General features: G+C 70.7%; 13 protein-coding genes and 1 riboswitch. Of the genes, 9 read left to right on the plus strand and 4 right to left on the minus strand.

Annotation, left to right across the window (positions count from 1 at the left end; all coding sequences use genetic code 11):
* Window positions 1-635: 635 nt before the first annotated feature.
* The gene (locus Q4C85_RS07805; protein WP_368501431.1) at window positions 636-1,919 is read right to left on the minus strand and encodes a chloride channel protein; all 1,284 of its coding nucleotides are present in this window, start codon (window positions 1,917-1,919) and stop codon (window positions 636-638) included.
* A 194-nt stretch (window positions 1,920-2,113) separates the two neighbouring features.
* Between Q4C85_RS07805 and Q4C85_RS07810 the strand changes: the two genes are divergently transcribed.
* Complete coding sequence (locus tag Q4C85_RS07810) at window positions 2,114-3,847, plus strand: ABC transporter ATP-binding protein (RefSeq protein ID WP_303141095.1); 1,734 nt, start codon at window positions 2,114-2,116, stop codon at window positions 3,845-3,847.
* The gene (locus Q4C85_RS07815; RefSeq protein WP_303141096.1) at window positions 3,844-5,826 is read left to right on the plus strand and encodes an ABC transporter ATP-binding protein; all 1,983 of its coding nucleotides are present in this window, start codon (window positions 3,844-3,846) and stop codon (window positions 5,824-5,826) included. The genes Q4C85_RS07810 and Q4C85_RS07815 overlap by 4 nt, the downstream gene beginning before the upstream one ends.
* A gap of 103 nt (window positions 5,827-5,929) precedes the next feature.
* Here Q4C85_RS07815 and Q4C85_RS07820 read toward each other — a convergent pair whose 3' ends face one another.
* Entirely contained in the window at window positions 5,930-8,287 is a 2,358-nt protein-coding gene (locus Q4C85_RS07820) for a 6-phosphofructokinase (protein ID WP_303141097.1), read from the minus strand.
* A gap of 232 nt (window positions 8,288-8,519) precedes the next feature.
* Between Q4C85_RS07820 and sucC the strand changes: the two genes are divergently transcribed.
* From sucC to purN, 4 genes are read left to right on the plus strand one after another with little or no spacing between them, the layout of a single operon-like run.
* A complete protein-coding gene (sucC, locus tag Q4C85_RS07825) occupies window positions 8,520-9,713 on the plus strand; it encodes an ADP-forming succinate--CoA ligase subunit beta (RefSeq protein ID WP_303141098.1) in 1,194 nt (397 codons plus the stop codon).
* A 3-nt stretch (window positions 9,714-9,716) separates the two neighbouring features.
* On the plus strand, window positions 9,717-10,664 hold the full coding sequence (gene sucD / locus Q4C85_RS07830) for a succinate--CoA ligase subunit alpha (protein WP_303141099.1): 948 nt from the start codon (window positions 9,717-9,719) through the stop codon (window positions 10,662-10,664).
* Window positions 10,661-12,034, plus strand: coding sequence for a DUF6350 family protein (locus tag Q4C85_RS07835; RefSeq protein ID WP_303141100.1), 1,374 nt, complete (start codon window positions 10,661-10,663; stop codon window positions 12,032-12,034). The genes sucD and Q4C85_RS07835 overlap by 4 nt, the downstream gene beginning before the upstream one ends.
* On the plus strand, window positions 12,027-12,617 hold the full coding sequence (gene purN, locus Q4C85_RS07840; RefSeq protein WP_303141101.1) for a phosphoribosylglycinamide formyltransferase: 591 nt from the start codon (window positions 12,027-12,029) through the stop codon (window positions 12,615-12,617). The genes Q4C85_RS07835 and purN overlap by 8 nt, the downstream gene beginning before the upstream one ends.
* Before the next feature lie 409 nt (window positions 12,618-13,026).
* Here purN and Q4C85_RS07845 read toward each other — a convergent pair whose 3' ends face one another.
* Together Q4C85_RS07845 and Q4C85_RS07850 are read right to left on the minus strand one after the other, a co-directional pair.
* On the minus strand, window positions 13,027-13,182 hold the full coding sequence (locus Q4C85_RS07845) for a hypothetical protein (protein ID WP_303141102.1): 156 nt from the start codon (window positions 13,180-13,182) through the stop codon (window positions 13,027-13,029).
* Window positions 13,183-13,822: 640 nt separating this feature from the next.
* A complete protein-coding gene (locus tag Q4C85_RS07850) occupies window positions 13,823-14,539 on the minus strand; it encodes a DUF6318 family protein (RefSeq protein ID WP_368501432.1) in 717 nt (238 codons plus the stop codon).
* A gap of 188 nt (window positions 14,540-14,727) precedes the next feature.
* A riboswitch (ZMP/ZTP riboswitch) is annotated at window positions 14,728-14,817 on the plus strand.
* Window positions 14,818-14,840: 23 nt separating this feature from the next.
* On the opposite strand from Q4C85_RS07850, the gene purH reads away from it, so the two are divergent.
* The 3 genes from purH (at window position 14,841) to Q4C85_RS07865 (ending at window position 18,507) form a co-directional block, all read left to right on the plus strand.
* A complete protein-coding gene (gene purH / locus Q4C85_RS07855) occupies window positions 14,841-16,586 on the plus strand; it encodes a bifunctional phosphoribosylaminoimidazolecarboxamide formyltransferase/IMP cyclohydrolase (RefSeq protein ID WP_303141103.1) in 1,746 nt (581 codons plus the stop codon).
* A gap of 35 nt (window positions 16,587-16,621) precedes the next feature.
* On the plus strand, window positions 16,622-16,978 hold the full coding sequence (locus tag Q4C85_RS07860) for a DUF3017 domain-containing protein (RefSeq protein WP_368501433.1): 357 nt from the start codon (window positions 16,622-16,624) through the stop codon (window positions 16,976-16,978).
* Window positions 16,979-17,157: 179 nt separating this feature from the next.
* Complete coding sequence (locus Q4C85_RS07865) at window positions 17,158-18,507, plus strand: dicarboxylate/amino acid:cation symporter (protein WP_303141105.1); 1,350 nt, start codon at window positions 17,158-17,160, stop codon at window positions 18,505-18,507.
* The last annotated feature ends 12 nt before the right edge of the window (window positions 18,508-18,519 follow it).

The following is an 18,519-nucleotide window of genomic DNA, read 5'->3' on the forward strand; positions in this document are numbered from 1 at the left end:
ACTAGACCGGTGAGGTCGCCACTTGGCGGGTGAGGTCGCATGCCCGGCGTACGACCTCACCGGTCTAGTGGCGACCCGACGAGCTTCCCGAGGTGGCCCGGGCCGTGCCATCCGACGCGCGCAGGTGCCGCAGGCGTGGTGCTCCAGTGCGCCCAGCCCCACGCCGGACACGTGCGACGGAACCTGCTTCAATCAACGTGAGGTGTGATACACTTACGTACCGCACCCAGAAATGGTGTTGGAACGATCCGCAACCTGCGTGGATATCGGGTTTCTTCGTATGTGTGGGGAGCTGTAGTCGGCAACCAGCGTCTTGAGATCATTTCAAGTTGGCAAGGTCGTCTCAGCTGGGGTCTGAGTACTGTCGGACAAGGGGTGACATCATCTCAGTATCTTCAGGTAAATCTAGGTCGTAATGGAGCAGCCTATGTAACCGCGAAATGATTGATTATAGATCTTCGTGCAGTCTTTTGGCTGTGCCAACTAGAAAGGGAGCATTGCCATGGCATTGTCTTTGACCCACATTGTCGTGCTGGGAACATTCGTTGCTTTGATCGCCCTGGTTGTCGTAGTCGTCATCGCGTTCATGGGGCGCGGCAAGTAAGGGTGCTCCACGCCGGGCGGTCCGGGCCGTGTCACTCCGAGTCGGTGCGGCGGCGCAGGCGGCCTGAGGCCAACCACCACACCGGTAGGGAGATGAGCGCCATCAGCACGAGGGTCCACAGGGGCGTGCGCACGATCTCCCACACGAACACCACCCCGAAGCGGGGCGCGCTGGGTGACCGCCAGGACGGCGCCGGCCCCGACGACGGCGAGCACGGGACGCTGGTCTCCCAGCCCGCCAGACCGAGTGCGACCGCAACGGCGCTCCCCGCGCTGGCGCCCAGGGCGAAGGAGGGCGCCAGGAGGCCGCCCGTGGCGCCCGCCCCCAGGGTCAGCCCCGTGAGGAGGGGCTTGAGCACGGCGACGGCGAGCAGGGTGACCAAGGCGGAGGTCGTCGCCGGTGCCCGGAGAGCCGCCTCGAAGGCGTCCCGGCCGTTGCCCGGCAGGACCGGGAGCCACAGGGAGGCCGTGCCCGTCAGCGCCCCCGCGGCGCCGATGCCCAGGGGAAGGGTCCAGGTGTCGGTGAGCCGGTGGTTCTTGAACCACGACCACAGCCGCCGCGCCCCCACGCCGAGGCCGAGGGCCACGGGTGCCACCAGCAGGGTCCCCGTCACCGTGGCGGCATTGGGCTCCTCAACGGTCAGCTCGATCGCGGGCCCGGTGCCGGCGTGCAGCCAGGACACGGCGGTGGCGATCAGGCCCACCGGCACAGCCAGGAGCAGGCCTCGCCGTCGGGTCCCGGCCACCATCGTCATCTCGACGGCGAAGACGGCCCCTCCCAGCGGAGCGTTGTACATGGCGGCCAGCCCCGCCCCCGCGGCGGAGGCCAGTAGCAGCGCCGTCATCCCGGTGTCCAGGCCCAGCGCGGAGGAGATCCGGGCGGCCGCGGCCCCAGCGATGATCCGCGGGGCGCCCTCCCGGCCCACCGAGTTTCCCGCCCCGACCGTGAGCACCTGCACGACGCCGTCGAGGACCGGACGCACCAGGACCATCCGTCGCGCGCTCCCACCCGAGGGGTCGGCCACCGCCGCCTCGACACTGACGACGCCGCCGGTGGCCCGGAGCCACCACCACAGGAGCCCGGCCACGATCCCACCGAACACAGGGGCCGCCACCCGGCGCCACGGCGGCGCCGCCGCGACTCGCTCGGGAAGGCTCCCCGCATCGACCCCGTAGAAGATCCGCTCGATGCCCTCCAGCAGCAGGGCCATCGCCGTGCCCGCCACCCCCGCCGCGATCCCCGCCACAACCACCCCGAGGCACAGCCGTGCCCAGGAGGGCCGTGGGGCGGCTGACGGGCAGGTCGCGGAGAACATCGGCTCGACGATATGCCGGTCGCCCGCACCTGGCGACCCTCCTCATCGGATCCCCGCGTTGGTGCGAGCAGTCGTGGGCGGCGGGCGGCTGGAACGTGACCGGCGCCCCGCCGCCCAGCGGCTCTCACGGCGGTGCGAGGTTGGTAGAGTCGTGGAGTTTTCGGCAACGTGCCCCCTATCCGGACCGGAGTCCCATGCTCGTCAGTCTTCTACGCACCCGTCTACGTCCGTACCGCCTCCTGCTGGTTGGAGTCCTCGTCCTGCAGTTCGTGCAGGTGATGGCCTCCCTGTACCTCCCGAACCTCAACGCGGACATCATCGACGTCGGGGTGGCGCAGGGAGACACGGGGTACATCTGGCGCACCGGAGCACTCATGCTGGGCGTGGCCCTCGTGCAGGGCGTGTGCGCCGTCGGGGCCACCTGGTTGGCGGCGCGCTCGGCGCTGGGCATGGGCCGCGACCTGCGAGGCCTCGTCTTCCGCCGGGTCGGGGACTTCTCGGAGCGGGAGGTCTCGGCCTTCGGGGCGGGCTCCCTCATCACCCGGACAACCAACGACGTCCAACAGGTGCAGATGCTCGTGCTCATGAGCTGCACGATGCTCGTGACGGCGCCGCTGCTGGCCGTTGGCGGCGTCATCATGGCGGTGACCCATGCCCCGTCGCTGTCCTGGCTCATCGCCGTGGCGGTGCCGGTGCTGTTGGTCATTGTGGGCCTGACGATCTCGCGGATGGTGCCGCTGTTCCGCTCCTACCAGGAGAGGCTGGACGGGATCAACCGGGTCATGCGCGAGCAGCTGACCGGGATCAGGGTCGTGCGGGCCTTCGTGCGCGAGGAGGTCGAGGCCGAGCGCTTCGAGGTGGCCAACCGGGAGATCTCCACCGTCGGGGAGCGGATCGGGCGGCTGTTCATCTTCCTGTTCCCGGCTGTCATGTTCGTCCTGGACGTCACGATGGTCGGGGTCATCTGGTTCGGCGGTCACCAGGTCGGCCAGGGCGATGTCGAGGTCGGCACGCTCGTGGCCTTCATGACCTACCTCATGCAGATCCTCATGGGGATCGTCATGGCCAGCTTCATGACCATGATGATCCCGCGCGCGGCGGTGTGCGCCGAGCGCATCAGCGAGGTGCTGGCCACCGAAACCTCGCTGACGGTGCCCGCCGACGCCCAGGAGGTCTTCCCCGAGCCCGGCACGCTCGAGCTGCGTGCCGTGCGCTTCACCTACCCCGGAGCCCAGGAGCCCGTGCTCGACGACATCAGCTTCACGGCCCGTCCGGGCATGACCGTGGCCGTCGTGGGATCGACCGGCGCCGGCAAGACGACCCTGGTCAACCTGGTGGCCCGCCTGCTGGAGGTCACCAGCGGTGAGGTGATGGTCGGCGGGATCGACGTGCGCCGGGCCGAGCCCGAGGCGCTGTGGTCCCAGCTGGGCATCGTGCCCCAAAAGCCCTTCCTGTTCGCGGGCTCCGTGGCCTCCAACCTCCGGCTGGGGCGCCAGGAGGCCACTGACAAGGAGCTGTGGGAGGCTCTCGAGCTCGCCCAGGCGGCCGACTTCGTCAAGGCGATGGACGGGGGCCTGGAGGCCGAGATCGCCCAGGGCGGCACGAATGTCTCGGGCGGCCAGCGCCAGCGCCTGGCCATCGCCCGGGCGATCGTGCGCCGGCCCGCGGTGCTCGTCTTCGACGACTCCTTCTCGGCCCTGGACGTGGCCACCGACGCCCGCCTGCGCGCCGCCCTGTGGCCGGCGACCCGCGGCATCACCAAGCTCGTCGTGGCCCAGCGGGTCTCAACGATCACCGACGCCGACCTCATCGTCGTCCTCGACGACGGCAGGCTCGTCGGCTCGGGCCGGCACAAGGATCTGCTGGCCGACAACGAGACCTACCGCGAGATCGTCACCTCCCAGCTCGGAAGCGAGGCACTGGCATGAGCGCCACCGACCGCACCGCCCCCGAGGGGACCACCGCCGAGGACGATGCCCTGGCCACCGAGGCGCTGGCCTCCTCCAACGACTGGATGAACGGGCCGCCCCCGGGCAAGGCCAACGCCTTCTGGCCGTCCTTCACCCGGATGCTGGGCCTGCTGGCGCCCTTCAAGATCTCGCTGGCTGTCGCCGGGGTCTCCACGGTGGCCTCGGTGGTGCTGGCGGTCATCGCCCCCAAGGTCCTGGGCCGGGCCACCAACCTCGTGTTCGAGGGCGCCATCAGCGCCCGGATGCCCGCCGGGGTGACCAAGGACCAGGTGGTCGCGACCCTGGAGGCCCAGGGGCAGGACCAGATGGCCGACATGCTACGGGCCATGGACCTCGTGCCCGGGGCCGGGATCGACTTCGGCGCACTGGGCCGGGTCCTGCTCCTCGTGCTCGTCCTCTACACCTTCGCCTTCCTGCTGGCCTGGCTCGAGGGCTTCATCCTCAACCGCGTCATGATCAAGGCCATGTACCGGCTGCGCGCCGAGGTCGAGGCCAAGATCCACCGCCTGCCGCTGTCCTACTTCGACCGTGTCCAGCGCGGCGAGCTGCTCAGCCGGGTGACCAACGACATCGACAATGTCGCCAACACCCTCCAGCAGTCGCTGGCCAGCGCCCTCAGCTCGATCCTGACGGTGCTGGGCGTGCTGGTCATGATGCTGTCGATCTCCTGGCGCCTGACCCTGGTCGCGCTCATCGTCCTGCCGCTCATGGCCGTGCTCTTCGGGATCATCGGGCCGCGCTCCCAGAAGGCCTTCACCGTCCAGTGGGCCAAGACCGGCCGGCTCAACTCCCGTGTCGAGGAGTCCTTCTCCGGCCACGCCCTGGTGCGCACCTACGGTCGGACCGCCGAGTCCCGTGCCGAGTTCGACCAGGACAACGAGGACCTGTACCGGGCCAGCCTGCGCGCCCAGTTCCTCTCGGGCATCATGATGCCGATCATGCAGGTCGTCGGAAACCTCGCCTACGTGGCCATCGCCGTCGTGGGTGGCTACATGGTGGCCGGCGGCAGCCTGCGCCTGGGCGACGTCCAGGCATTCATCCAGTACTCCCAGCAGTTCTCCCAGCCCCTGGCCCAGCTCGGCGGCATGGCCACGGCCGTGCAGTCCGGCACCGCCAGCGCCGAGCGCATCTTCGACCTGCTCGACGCCGACGAGCAGCGCCCCGACACCGTCCCGGCCACCGGGGCCGGCACCGGCGGGGCCGGGATCATCGAGATGGAGCACGTGCGCTTCTCCTACGACCCCGACGCCGAGCTCATCCGCGACCTGTCGCTGCGCGTCGAGCCGGGCCAGACCGTGGCCATCGTCGGGCCGACCGGAGCGGGCAAGACCACCCTGGTCAACCTCCTCATGCGCTTCTACGAGATCGACTCCGGGCGCATCACCCTCGACGGGACCGACATCGCGGCCATGAACCGCCGCGACGTGCGCGCCCGCACCGGCATGGTCCTCCAGGACCCCTGGCTCTTCCAGGGCACGATCCGGGAGAACATCCGCTACGGGCGCCCCGGCGCCACCGACGAGGAGGTGGAGGAGGCCGCCCGCGCCTGCTACGTCGACCACATCGTGCGCGCCCTGCCCGAGGGCTACGACACGGTCCTGGACGAGGAGGCCGCCAACGTCTCGGCCGGGGAGCGCCAGCTGCTCACGATCGCCCGGGCCTTCATCGCCGACCCCGCCGTCCTCATCCTCGACGAGGCCACCAGCTCGGTGGACACCCGCACCGAGCTGCTCGTCCAGAACGCGATGGCCGCCCTGCGCCACGGACGCACGAGCTTCGTCATCGCCCACCGCCTGTCGACCATCCGCGACGCCGACACGATCCTCGTCATGGAGCACGGCGACATCGTCGAGCAGGGCACCCACGCCGAGCTCCTCGAGCGCGACGGCGCCTACGCCCGCCTCCACGCCGCGCAGTTCGCCCAGGCAGCCGTGTGACCCCGTGCCGGTGGGGCGGTGCGGACCGACACCGCCCCACCGGCACCGGTGAGCACCGGACGGTAGCGGCCGGATCCTGTCGCGACCCGGCCGCCGGCGTCCGTCAGTCCGCCTGCTCCTTTGCCGCCTGCTCGACCAGGGCGTGGAAGTCGGGGGCGTCCTCGACGGCGATGGGCCCGGTGTCGAGGTTGACCAGCCCGATCGCGTCGCGCAGCCCCATCCACCACTGGTGGCGCGGGCGGCGGGCCGCCAGGTCGAGCTCCTCGTCCATGCGCTCGAGGCGGTGGTGGGTGATGCGCCCCCCGATGAGGCCCACATAGCTGGAGTGCCACGAGCCCGCCTCCAGCTGGTCGGCGATGAGCTCCAGGGCGTGGGCCACCAGCTTGGTGGCCATGATCCGGTCGAAGGCCGAGGGGTCACCGCCCTGCTGGAGGTGGCCGATCGCCGCCTCCCGCACGTCGTAGAGGCCCGAGCCCTCCTCGGAGAAGATCCGGGCGAGCACCTCGCGGGTGTAGTTCTCGCTGGCCCGCTCGTTGCGCACGACGAGGTAGAGCCTGCGGCCGGCGCGGAAGGCCTCGACCATGCGATCGGTGTCCTCCCGCAGCCCGGCCAGCGTGACACCGTCCTCATTGAGGTAGACGAGCTCGGCCCCCGTGGCGATGCCGCTCATGAGCGCCAGGTAGCCGCAGCGGCGGCCCATCGTCTCGGTGACGAAGCACCGGTGCGAGGCGGCGGCTGACTGCTTGATCGAGTCCAGGGCGTGGACGGCGTTGTTGAGTGCCGTGTCCGCCCCCACGCTCAGCTCGGAGCCGGGCAGGTTGTTGTCGATGGTGGCCGGCACGCACACGATCGGGATCTTGAAGGCGGGGTAGCGGTCGCGCTCGGTGACGAGCTTGTGCGCGGCGAGGTAGGCGTTGAATCCGCCGATGACCAGCAGGGCGTCGATCTCATGGGACTCGATCGAACGGCCCAGGGCGTAGAGCTGTTCGATGGTGGGGATCTCCCGACGCGTGCCGAGCTCGGCGCCGCCGTTGCCCACCCAGCCCTCGACGTCGTCCCAGGACAGCTCACGGACATCACCGTCCAGCAGGCCGGGGAAGCCGCCGTAGACGCCCAGCATCGTAAAGTCGTGGTCGAGGCCCAGGCGGACGGCGGCACGGGCCGCCGTGTTCATCCCCGGGGCCAGGCCGCCGGCGTGGATGATCGCCACCCGCTTGTTGCGCTGGCCCTCCTTGGGCTTGGGCACGCCATAGAGGGAGGGGGGCGTGGACATGTTCTCGAAGAGCACGAGCATCTGGCCGAAGCTGGTGCCCCGCGCCTGGACCGCGCCGAGGTAGTCCCCGGCGGCCACGAGGTCCTTGACCGCCTGGGTGGCGCGGATCTGCTCCATCATCGGCAGGCGCTGGATGCGGTTGTGCCGCTCGGCGATGATGCACGGCTCGGTGCCCGCCTCGGCCGTGAGCACCTCACGGGCGGCCGTGCAGCCCAGGAGGGTCGACATCCAGCGGTCGTAGGCGCTGGGCTTGCCGCCCCGCTGGACATGACCGAGGATCGTCACGCGCGCCTTCTCCCCGAGGCGGTCGGCCAGGACCTGCTTGACGTCCTCCGCGGTGATCCTGTTGCCGGCCCGGTCCGTGGCCCCCTCGGCGACGATGACCATGGACTCGCGCCGCCCCGCCTCCCGGCCATGGGAGAGCTTGCGGCACATGTCGTCCTCCCAGCCGTCGGCCGGGGGCAGCTCGGGCACGAGCACGTAGTCGCAGCCCCCGGCCACGGCCGCCATGAGCGCCAGGTAGCCGCAGTGGCGGCCCATGACCTCGACGATGAAGGTCCGCTGGTGGGAGGCCGCGGTGGAGGAGATGTCGTCGATGGCCTCGAGTATCCGGTGGAGGGCCGAGTCGGTGCCGATGGTCATGTCGGCGCCGACGAGGTCGTTGTCGATGGAGCCCACGATGCCCGTGACGATGAGGCTCGGGTGCGCCGCGGCGGTCTCCGGGGTGATCTCGCCGGCCTCGACGAGCTCGGCGAGCAGGCCCGGCCAGTTCTTGCGGAACTCGTTGGTGCCGGTCAGCGACCCGTCCCCGCCGATGACGACGAGGCGGTCGATGCCGTGCTCGAGCAGGTGGAGGGCGGCGGCGCGCTGCCCCTCCCTCTCGCGGAACTCCGGGCAGCGGGCGGTGCCGATGATCGTGCCTCCCCGGTGCAGCACGGAGCCCACGGCGTCCCAGCCCAGGGGCCGGATGGACTCCCCACCGGCCACGGCCCCGGCCCAGCCCTCCATGACGGCGTAGGGGCGTGCCCCCATGCGCAGGGCGGTGCGCACGACCGCGCGCACGGCGGCGTTCATGCCCTGGGCGTCACCCCCGGAGGTCAGTACCCCGATGCGCACCGGGTCGTCGGGCTCCTGGCTCGGGCTCGCGCCGTCGGCCTGCGTGGGGATGAGGGCTGGACTATCGGTCATGGCGGGGTCCTTCCGTGTGCGTGCCCCTATTGTGGTCCGTTCCCGAGACCCGAGTCACGCCCCGTGGGCCCGTCATCCGTACCTGGATGCCCCCGTCCCGTCCCGTCCCGCGCCGGCCGACGGCGCTTCGTCACCGTCGCGTGGGCCGCGTCGCGTTAGGCTCGTGCCGGATGCCGCGACGGCCCGCTCCACGGGCCCGGACGCGGGTGGAACCGTGGGAGGAACGAGCCGGATGGACCTGTACGAGTACCAGGCGCGAGAGCTGTTCAGCGAGCACGGGGTGCCCGTGCTCGACGGCGGCACGGCCACGACCGCCCAGGAGGCCCGGGAGGTGGCCGAGCGCATGCTCGCCGCCGGCTCGACCCTCCTGGTCGTCAAGGCGCAGGTCAAGACCGGGGGCCGCGGTAAGGCCGGTGGGGTCAAGCTCGCCCGCAGCGCCGAGGAGGCCCAGGAGCGCGCCGCCGAGATCCTGGGCATGGACATCAAGGGACACACGGTGCGCACCGTCCTTATCGCCGACGGAGCCGACATCGACGAGGAGTTCTACGTCTCGATCCTCCTGGACCGCGCCGAGCGCCGCTACCTGGCCATGTGCTCCCGGCAGGGCGGGATGGACATCGAGGCCCTCGCCAAGGAGCACCCCGAGGCCCTGGCCCGCGTGCCCATCGACCCGCTCGAGGGCGTGACACCCGCGGTGGCCGCGCGGATCGTGGCCGAGGCCGGCTTCCCCGACGAGGGGCCGCAGGGCACGGCCGCCCGCGTGGCGGCCGTCATCGAGACGCTCTGGGAGGTCTTCACCAGCCAGGACGCCACCCTGGTCGAGGTCAACCCGCTGGTCACCACACCCGACGGCACGGTCCTTGCCCTGGACGGCAAGGTGAGCCTGGACGACAACGCCTCCTTCCGCCACCCCGAGCACGCCGCCCTGCGCGAGGCCCAGGAGGCCGACCCCCTGGAGGCGCGGGCCAAGGAGGCCGGGCTCAACTACGTGCGCCTGGATGGGCAGATCGGAGTCCTGGGCAATGGCGCCGGCCTGGTCATGTCCACCCTCGACGTCGTGGCCGGGGCGGGGGAGGGCCACGGCGGCATGCGCCCGGCCAATTTCCTGGACCTGGGCGGCGGCTCCTCGGCCGAGGAGATGGCCACCGGCCTGGAGGTGGTCGCCTCCGACCCGCAGGTGCGCGCCATCCTCGTCAACGTCTTCGGTGGCATCACCTCCTGCGACACCGTGGCCAACGGCATCGTCGCCGCCGTGGGCGCCCTCGAGGACCTCGACAAGCCGATCGTCGTGCGCCTCGACGGCAACAACGCCGAGCTCGGCCGCCAGATCCTGGCCGAGGCGGCACTGGACGGGGTCACCGTCGTCGAGACCATGGACGGCGCAGCCGACGTCGTCACCGCCATCGCCGAGAAGCTGGGGGCCTGAGCCATGAGCATCTTCCTCACCGAGACCGACAGGGTCCTCGTCCAGGGCATGACCGGGGCCGAGGGACGCAAGCACACCCGCCGGATGCTCAGCGCCGGCACGAAGGTCGTCGCCGGGGTCAACCCCCGCAAGGCGGGCACCGCCGTGGCCTTCGACATCGAGCCGATCGGACCGGGAGCGACGGGAGTGGGAGCCGGCACCGTGGAGGTGCCGGTCCACGGCAGCGTCGAGGAGGCCGTGCGGGCCACCGGTGCGCAGGTGTCGGTCGTCTTCGTCCCGCCCGCCTTCGCCAAGGACGCCGTCATCGAGGCCGTCGACGCCGCCGTGCGCCTCATCGTCGTCATCACCGAGGGCATCCCCGTGGCCGACGCCACCTACATGCGCGCCTACGCCGCCTCCCGCGGGGTGCAGATCATCGGCCCCAACTGCCCGGGCATCATCTCCCCGGGGCGCTCCAACGTCGGCATCACCCCGCCCGACATCACGGGGCCGGGCCCGATCGGCCTGGTCTCGAAGTCCGGCACCCTGACCTACCAGCTCATGCACGAGCTGCGCGACCTGGGGTTCACCACCTGCATCGGCATCGGGGGCGACCCCGTGGTCGGCACGACCCACATCGACGCCCTGGCCGCCTTCGAGGCCGACCCCGACACGCGCCTGGTCGTCATGATCGGAGAGATCGGCGGCGATGCCGAGGAGCGGGCCGCCGCCTACATCGCCGAGCACATGACCACGCCGGTGGTCGGCTACGTCGCCGGCTTCACCGCCCCCGAGGGCAAGACCATGGGCCACGCAGGCGCCATCGTCTCGGGGTCTGCCGGGACCGCGGCCGCCAAGAAGACCGCCCTTGAGGCCGCCGGGGTGCGGGTGGGACGCACGCCCACCGAGACGGCCAAGATCGCCCGCGCCCTGTACCGCGAGATCAGCGGTGCTGCGGTGCAGCCGGCGTGAGCGCGATCGTCGGCATGACGGCGCCCGGCGGCCGCGAGGCGGGCGGGCGGATCGTTCCCGCCGACTGGCCCTACGCTCTGCGAGCGGGCATCGAGTCGGTCATGGCGGGGTGGCTGGTCGTCGTCGTGCCCACCCTGGCCGTGTTCGTGGCGACCTCCTCGATGGATGCCGCCGCCGCGCTGTCCCTGGGCGCTGCGGTGCGCACCGGCACGGGGCTGTGGTCCCTGGCCTTCGGCGGCTCCTGGGGCGCCCAGGGATCCCCGGACGGCGTCCTGGGACTGCCGCTGCTGGGCATGACCTGCCTCCAGGTGCTCCTGACCGGCTGGTCGGTGCGGCGCTCGCGGCTGACCGGCCCGCTGGCCTGGGCCTGGACGGTCGGAGCGGCCGCGCTCACCGCGACCGTTCTCGTCGCCGCCGGCCCCGACGGGTCGCGCACCTGGCCGGCGGTGCTCGGCCTGGGGCTGATCACCGCCGTCGTCGCCGCCCGCCGGCTCCACACCACGGGCCGCGGGTGGCCCGCGGTGACGCGCCGGTGGCAGGACAGGCCCGACTGGGCGTGGGCCGCCGGCCTGCTCGCCCGGGACATGGCTGTGGCGCTGTCCGTGCTCGTCGCCGCGGTGTCGGTGGCGGCGGTGGTCGCCGGGGCCGGTCGGGTCTCCCTGTTGCATGACGCGCTGTCCTCCGGGGGCGTCATCGCGGTGCTCGGCCTGGCGCTCCTCCAACTCGGATGGGTGCCGACGATGTGCGTGTGGGCGCTGGCGTGGCTGGCGGGCCCGGGCTTCGCCGTCGGGCAGGGCACCCTGTTCGCCCCTGACCTGGTCGTGCCCGGCCAGGTGCCGGCCGTCCCCCTGCTCGGCCTGCTCCCGACAACCTCGCTGGGGACGGCCGGGCTCTACCTGCCGCTGGTCATCACGGTCGCAGCCATGGTGGTGGCCTGGCGCCGTCGTGAGGACCTGCGCGCCCTGACCCCGCGGCAGGCCCTGGGCGCCGCGGCGGCGACGGCGCTTATCGTGGCAGTCCTCGCACTGTTGATCATGTGGGCGGCCTCGGGCCCGATCGGCCCGGGCCGCATGGCGCAGGTCGGACCGAACCTGGTCCAGGCGCCGGCCTTCCTCGGGCTCGAGGTCGGCGTCGGCCTCCTCATCGTGGCGGCGCTCACCCACCCCGACGCCCGTGAGCTCGTGGGCCGTGGCGCCGCCGCGACCACCGGTGCGGTCGGGGCGGCCGCGCAGGAGGCCCGGCGCCGGGCCGCGGCGCCAACGGATCGGCAGAGGCCGCCGGTCGGGGGAGAGCCCGACGCGGTCACCGAGCCCCTCACCAAGGTCACGACGCCCGGCGCCCCGGGTGCCAGGAAGGACCGACATGACTGACATCCCGCCCGCCCGCCTCGTCGTCCTCGTCTCGGGGACGGGCTCGAACCTCGCTGCTTTGGTGGACGCGTGCCAGGACCCCGACTATGGCGCGCACGTCGTGGGGGTTGTGGCCGACAAGGACTGCGCGGGCCTGGAGCATGCGCGCCGGGCCGGTATCGAGGCCGCGGTGGTCGCCCTGCGCGACTACCCGACCCGCGGGCACTGGGACATCGCGCTGGCCGAGAGGGTCGGTGCTTTCGAGCCGGAGCTGATCGTGTGCGCGGGCTTCATGAGGCTGCTCGGTCGGACCTTCCTGGAGCGGTTCCCTTCGATGGTCGTCAACACCCACCCCTCGCTGCTGCCCGACTTCCCCGGTGCGCACGCGGTGCGCGACGCCTTGGCTGCCGGCGCCCTCCGCGCCGGGGCGACCATGTTCTGGGTTGACGAGGGGGTCGACACCGGCCAGCACATCGCGCAGGTCGAGGTCCCGGTCCTTCCGGGAGATGACGAGGAGAGCCTGACCGCCCGGATCAAGGCGGCTGAGACCCCCCAGCTCGTCGAGCAGGTGGGGCTCCTTGCCCGATCCCTGCGTCCCGCGTGAGCCCGGCACAGACTGACGTGCGCCGCGCCGGGAGCCGGCGGGTGGGTGCGGAGATCTGTGCTGATTCCGGGGCCGGGAGCCCCGCTTGGACCGCGCAGCCCCGCAAATGACCTACCCGGCCCCGAAATCATGTGCCTTTCTCGCCAGAGTGTGACGGTTGACGGGTGTGGATCGTTGGGGTGGTGCGGGAAGGTGGGTGTGTCGTAGGCGGGAGGCCACTGCGCCCCAGTCGACGACCGGTCAGGGGGGGACGTCGCGTTCGTACCTTGTGCGTCCAGCTCGCACGATCAACCTCCGGTCTGGAGGCAGAAGGCACGAACTCGGCGGCCGAGCGCCTGGTGAGAAAGGCTCAATGTGCCCAGGCTCGGGATGTCTGCCTCGCCTCGGTGTCGTTGCCGCGGTCTACGTCTCAGTGGCCTTGGGCTTCTTCGGCGTCGTCGGTCAGGTAGGTCACGGTGCGCACGAGGTCGAAGGGTGGGGCGCTGGAGGTGGTGGTGATGGTGCCGGTGACGTCCTGGGTGGTGCCGCCCTCGGGGGTGAAGGTGGCCTCCCAGGTGGTGGTCACCGAGATGACGACGTCGCTGCGGGTGCCGCTGTAGTCGTGGTAGACGGTGTGGTTGGGGTACGGGGCCCCCGGATCAGTGGTTCGCGTGGCCGTGCCGTCCCCCAGTGGTAGCGGTAGGACACCGGCGTGGCGGTCACTGAGATCGGTACACCGGCCACGGTCGTGGACAGCGTGCGCTGCTCGGAGCTGGTGTAGACGATGACGATCTTGTCCACCCGCGCCTCCGGGCCAGGAGGCTGGCGCCACAAACCCGACCCATCGACCAGGAGCCGCGAGACATCTGAGGCCGTTACCACCACCTGCGCAGGCTCGGAAGCCTCTGGAGCATCAACGCATTTCCAGAGTTGGTTCCCCGAAGAATTCGGATCCGGCACGCGGGACATCAGAACCATGCCGTCGCGACACAGCGCGCTCCCTGAACGATATACGAGCGACCCAGGCTGACCCGGCTCGCTTGAACCTGAGTTAGGGTCAGAAGCGGATGACTCGATTTCGCGCGACGAACCTTGCGTCGATATGCTAATCGAGTTGCCCGATCCCTCTGCATCATAATCAAACCCCGCACCAACTTCAGTGCACGCTGCGGCAGGCACAATTAGTGCAGTTAGTGTTATTGTGGTCGCAATCGAGATCGATCTCCTCACTGGACATCCCCTTCTTCAACAATCCAGTGACCCTCGCTCCAGTAGACCTGAACGTTGATCACGGTCTCCCCTCCCGCGACCGTGTGCGGCGCAATAGGGAGACCACTATACGCGGTCCGGTCAGGCGTGGCGATATGCGTCTCGAATACGAGGCGCGACGAATCGGAGGGGTCGTAACCGTAGGAGACCACCGTTATCTCCTGCTGCCAGTAGTCAGACCAGCCGCCGCTATTGTGTAACTCAGTAACGTTATCAATGACGGAACTGCAGAATATGCAGTCATCGCCACTAATCTCCCTCCATGCCGCCAGATCCCCCGTAGCGTAGACGTAAGGATAGAGGTTGAGAAAGTATCCCACCGCCTGTGACGCACCGTACGGCGAATTCTCATCCATGCCCTCCAGGCGAGTGGGCTCAGGGGTGGCCAGAGCCGCATCTCGAGCAGCCTGCTCATCGTCCGAGAGCGGCGGCACCCATGAGGGCGGGGTCGATTCGGTGTCCCCGGCAGAGGGCTGCCCCGAGGTCCCCGCCGCGGGAGAACCCGAGGCGGCCGCCGCCGTCGTGGCCGCACCGCTCACTCGGGCCTTCGGCGAGGCGGTCGCAGCCCCGCCGCCCTCATCGGCGCAACCCGCCACGCCCGCCGCCAGGACAAGTGCGCACGCGAGCGCACCCACCTGCCACCGAGGGCTCATCTTCCATGAGGACCAGAACATCAGACCACCACCATCGGGGATCAGGACGAAGCAGGGACACGCCTCACGTATGCGACGACACTGTAGGCGATCTAAGACTACACGTGACGTCGCGGCCGCGCCACCCCCGATGTGACGTCGAGAACAACCGGATGGCGTCAGCGCACCCGGCTGCCGAAGGCCGGCCCGGGGGTGAGGGTTGTAGAGTTCGGTGCGGCCGCGACTGGCGAGGGTGGAACACCACCGGGGAGCGGCCGCCGATCCATCGGAACGGGACGTCGCCCGCCTGGGCGTCCCGCCAACAGATCGCACAGGAGCGCCCGTGAGCAGCACATCCGCCCCCGCCACCGTCATCCCCACCACCCCCGTCTCCACCGATGGACTGGTCAACCCCGAGCGGGTGCCGATCGCCCGGGCGCTCGTGTCCGTGTACGACAAGACCGGGCTGGTCGACCTCGCCTCGACGCTGGTCGATGCGGGGGTCGAGATCCTGTCCACCGGCTCGACCGCCGCCACCATCGCCGCTGCGGGCCTGCCCGTCACCCCGGTCGAGGAGGTGACCGGGTTCCCCGAGTGCCTCGAGGGACGTGTCAAGACCCTTCATCCCCACGTCCACGCGGGCATCCTGGCCGACCGCCGCAAGCCCGACCACCTCGCCCAGCTCGACCGGCTCGGGATCGCCCCCATCGACCTCGTCGTCGTCAATCTCTACCCCTTCACCAGCACGGTCGCCTCGGGGTCCCCCTTCGACGCCTGTGTCGAGCAGATCGACATCGGCGGGCCCTCAATGCTGCGTGCCGCGGCGAAGAACCACCCCGGCGTCGCCGTCATCACCGACCCGCAGGACTACGGACAGCTCGCCCAGGCCCTGGCGGAGGGCGGCTTCACCCTGGCCCAGCGCCGGGCCCTGGCCGCCCGGGCCTTCGCCCACACCGCCGCCTACGACGCAGCCGTGGCCACCTGGTTCGCCCAGCAGGAGGCCGCCGCGGCCCAGGATCCCGCCGGCACCACGCCCCTGCCCGCTTATGTCGGCGCCGGGTACCGCCGCCTCGACATCCTGCGCTACGGGGAGAATCCCCACCAGCGCGCCGCCGTCTACACGCTGCCCGGCGTCGGCGGGGGAGTGGCCGGGGCCCGACAGCTCCACGGCAAGGCCATGAGCTTCAACAACTACACCGACACCGACGCCGCGCTGAGGGCCGCCTACGACCACGGGTCGGTCGTGGCCGTCGCCGTGGTCAAGCACGCCAACCCCTGCGGCATCGCCGTGTCGACCGCAGGCGATGTCGCCGAGGCCCACCGCAAGGCGCATGCCTGCGACCCCGTGTCCGCCTACGGCGGCGTCATCGCCGCCAACACGACCGTCACCGCCGCCATGGCCCGTCAGATCGCGCCGGTGTTCACCGAGGTCGTCGCCGCACCCGCCTTCGAGGCCGAGGCTGTCGAGATCCTGTCGGCCAAAAAGAACCTGCGCCTGCTCGTCGTCGAGCCACCCAGCGTCGAGGGCTACGAGATCAAGCCGGTCTCCGGCGGCGCGGTCATCCAGGAGCGGGACGCCTTCCAGGCCGGCGACGCCGATCCCTCCACCTGGACCCTGGTCGCCGGCGAGCCCGCCGACCCGGGCACCCTGACCGACCTGGTCTTCGCCTGGCGTGCCGTGCGCTCCGTGCGCTCCAACGCCATCCTCCTGGCCTCCGAGGGCGCCACCGTGGGCGTCGGCATGGGGCAGGTCAACCGCGTCGACTCCTGCCGCCTGGCCGTCGAGCGCGCCAACACCCTGGGCGCTCGAGCGACCGGCGACGCCGCCGGCTCGGCCGAGCGCGGTGCGGTGGGTGGCGCCGCGGCGGCCGAGGTGCTCACCGAGGCCGCACCCGAGCGCGCCCGTGGCGCCGTGGCGGCATCGGACGCCTTCTTCCCCTTCGCCGATGGGCTGCAGGTCCTCATCGACGCCGGGGTGCGCGCAGTGGTCCAGCCCGGCGGCTCCATCCGCGACGAGGAGGTCATCGCCGCCGCCCAGGGCGCCGGGGTGACGATGTACCTGACCGGTGCCAGGCACTTCGCCCACTGACCGGGGGCGCCCCGGGCAGCCGCTACAGTGTGCACGTGACCCAGGACCCCAGCACCGGTGAGGACTACGGCGTCCGCCCGGCGGACCCGCTCGCCGGGATCACCCCACTTCCCCAGGGTGAGCGCCGGCTCGCGCCCTACCGGAGCGTCGGCGTCGTCCTGGTTGCCTGTGCGTTGGCCGCGGTTCCCGCCCTGGCTCTCCTGGACCACGGTCGCTGGGCCGTCACCTGGCTCGGGCTAGTCGTGGCGGTCCTGGCCCTTCTGCGCCTCCAAAGACCCGAGGGGACCTGGATCGCCGCACGCGAACGACGCTTCGACGTCGTGGCGGGCCTGCTCATCGCGGCAGCCCTCCTGCTCCTGGCGCAGTACGCAGACCTTCCGCGCGTGCTGTGAGCCCCGCGGGGCCACGGCGACCCGGGGGATCTCATGCCTGGTGGCCGGTGCCCGGCCGGGAGCGGCGGACGGAGGCGGCGCTGGTACGTCTCGGCGTCACAGCCACGCCTGTGGCATGCTGCCGTGGCAAGACGACGGCGTGCCGTCGCCGTCTCCCTTCCCGCCGAAAGACCTGAGCCATGTCGAAACTCCGCGCCCACCCGGCCAAGGGCGGCATCCTCGTCTGGGTGCTGCTCGCCATCGTCCTCGCGCTGGCCCTGGGAGCCATCAAGATCGATGGCAACCATCTGGTCCCAGTCCAGATGGGCAGGATCTTCGCCACCTTCTCGGACCTGTTCAGCCAGTTCCTCTCCTTCTCCATCCCGCTGATCATCATCGGTCTGGTCACTCCCGCCATCGCCGACCTGGGGCGGGGCGCCGGCAAATGGCTGGGCGTGACAGCGGCCATCGCCTACGGATCGACCCTGTTCGCAGGATTCGTCACCTACCTCGCCTGCGCCGCGTTCCTGCCGCGGCTGCTCGCCGGGTCGACGCTGGCCGACGTCGCCGAGCCGGGTGCGTCCCTGACGACCTACTTCACCATCGAGATGCCGCCGGTCGTCCCGGTCATGACGGCGCTCCTGCTGTCCTTCGTCCTGGGCATCGGGCTCGCCATGGTGCCCCGTGGCGTCCTGCGCAAGGGAGCTATCGAGTTTCGCGCCATCATCACCCGGCTCATCGAGACGATCATCATCCCGCTCCTCCCGCTGCACATCTTCGGGATCTTCCTCAACCTCACCTACACCGGCGAGGCGTGGAGCATCATGAAGACACTCGTGCGGGTCGTCGTCCTCGTCCTGGTGCTCGAGGTCGTCATCCTCCTGCTCCAGTACATCTTCGCCGGGGTGGTCGCGCGCAAGAACCCGTTCCGCGCCCTGGTGACGATGATGCCCGCCTACCTCACCGCTCTGGGCACCTCGTCATCGGCGGCCACGATCCCCGTGACCCTCCGCCAGGCCAAGCGCGCCGGGATCTCCGACGCCGTCGCCTCCTTCACGATCCCGTTGTGCGCCACCATCCACCTGGCCGGGTCGACCTCGAAGATCTTCGCCTTCGCTTATGCCATCGCCCTGACCCAGGGCGTGGGGGTCTCCGGTGTCCACTGGATCGGCTTCATCTTCATGCTCGGCATCACCATGGTTGCCGCCCCCGGGGTCCCCGGCGGGGCGATCATGGCCGCCACCGGCCTGCTGTCGAGCATGCTGGGCTTCACCGAGGCGCAGGTCGGGCTCATGATCGCCACCTACATCGCCATGGACTCCTTCGGCACCGCCACGAATGTCACCGGCGATGCCTCGATCGCCATCATCCTGGACAGGCTGACCGGCGGCAGAATCGGACAGGAGGGCGACCCCGACAACGTGCGCGAGCTGTCCTTCGATGGAATGGCCTACCTCGATGAGGTCAGCATCGAGGGGGTCGTCAGCCCCGAAGAGCTGGAGGCGTCCTCACAGGCCGCAGGCTCGGCGAGGCCGTCTGCGACCAGCTGAGCCCGCTCCAGG

The sequence above is a fragment of the Actinomyces sp. genome, assembly GCF_030524025.1.
Classification (GTDB): domain Bacteria; phylum Actinomycetota; class Actinomycetes; order Actinomycetales; family Actinomycetaceae; genus Actinomyces.

Excerpts from the sequence above, each read along its gene's own strand:
- Q4C85_RS07805 (WP_368501431.1), bottom strand. The coding sequence starts at position 1,919 with ATGTTCTCCGCGACCTGCCCGTCAGCCGCCCCACGGCCCTCCTGGGCA.
- Q4C85_RS07810 (WP_303141095.1), top strand. The coding sequence starts at position 2,114 with ATGCTCGTCAGTCTTCTACGCACCCGTCTACGTCCGTACCGCCTCCTG.
- Q4C85_RS07815 (WP_303141096.1), top strand. The coding sequence starts at position 3,844 with ATGAGCGCCACCGACCGCACCGCCCCCGAGGGGACCACCGCCGAGGAC.
- Q4C85_RS07820 (WP_303141097.1), bottom strand. The coding sequence starts at position 8,287 with ATGACCGATAGTCCAGCCCTCATCCCCACGCAGGCCGACGGCGCGAGC.
- sucC (WP_303141098.1), top strand. The coding sequence starts at position 8,520 with ATGGACCTGTACGAGTACCAGGCGCGAGAGCTGTTCAGCGAGCACGGG.
- sucD (WP_303141099.1), top strand. The coding sequence starts at position 9,717 with ATGAGCATCTTCCTCACCGAGACCGACAGGGTCCTCGTCCAGGGCATG.
- purN (WP_303141101.1), top strand. The coding sequence starts at position 12,027 with ATGACTGACATCCCGCCCGCCCGCCTCGTCGTCCTCGTCTCGGGGACG.
- Q4C85_RS07850 (WP_368501432.1), bottom strand. The coding sequence starts at position 14,539 with ATGTTCTGGTCCTCATGGAAGATGAGCCCTCGGTGGCAGGTGGGTGCG.
- Q4C85_RS07865 (WP_303141105.1), top strand. The coding sequence starts at position 17,158 with ATGTCGAAACTCCGCGCCCACCCGGCCAAGGGCGGCATCCTCGTCTGG.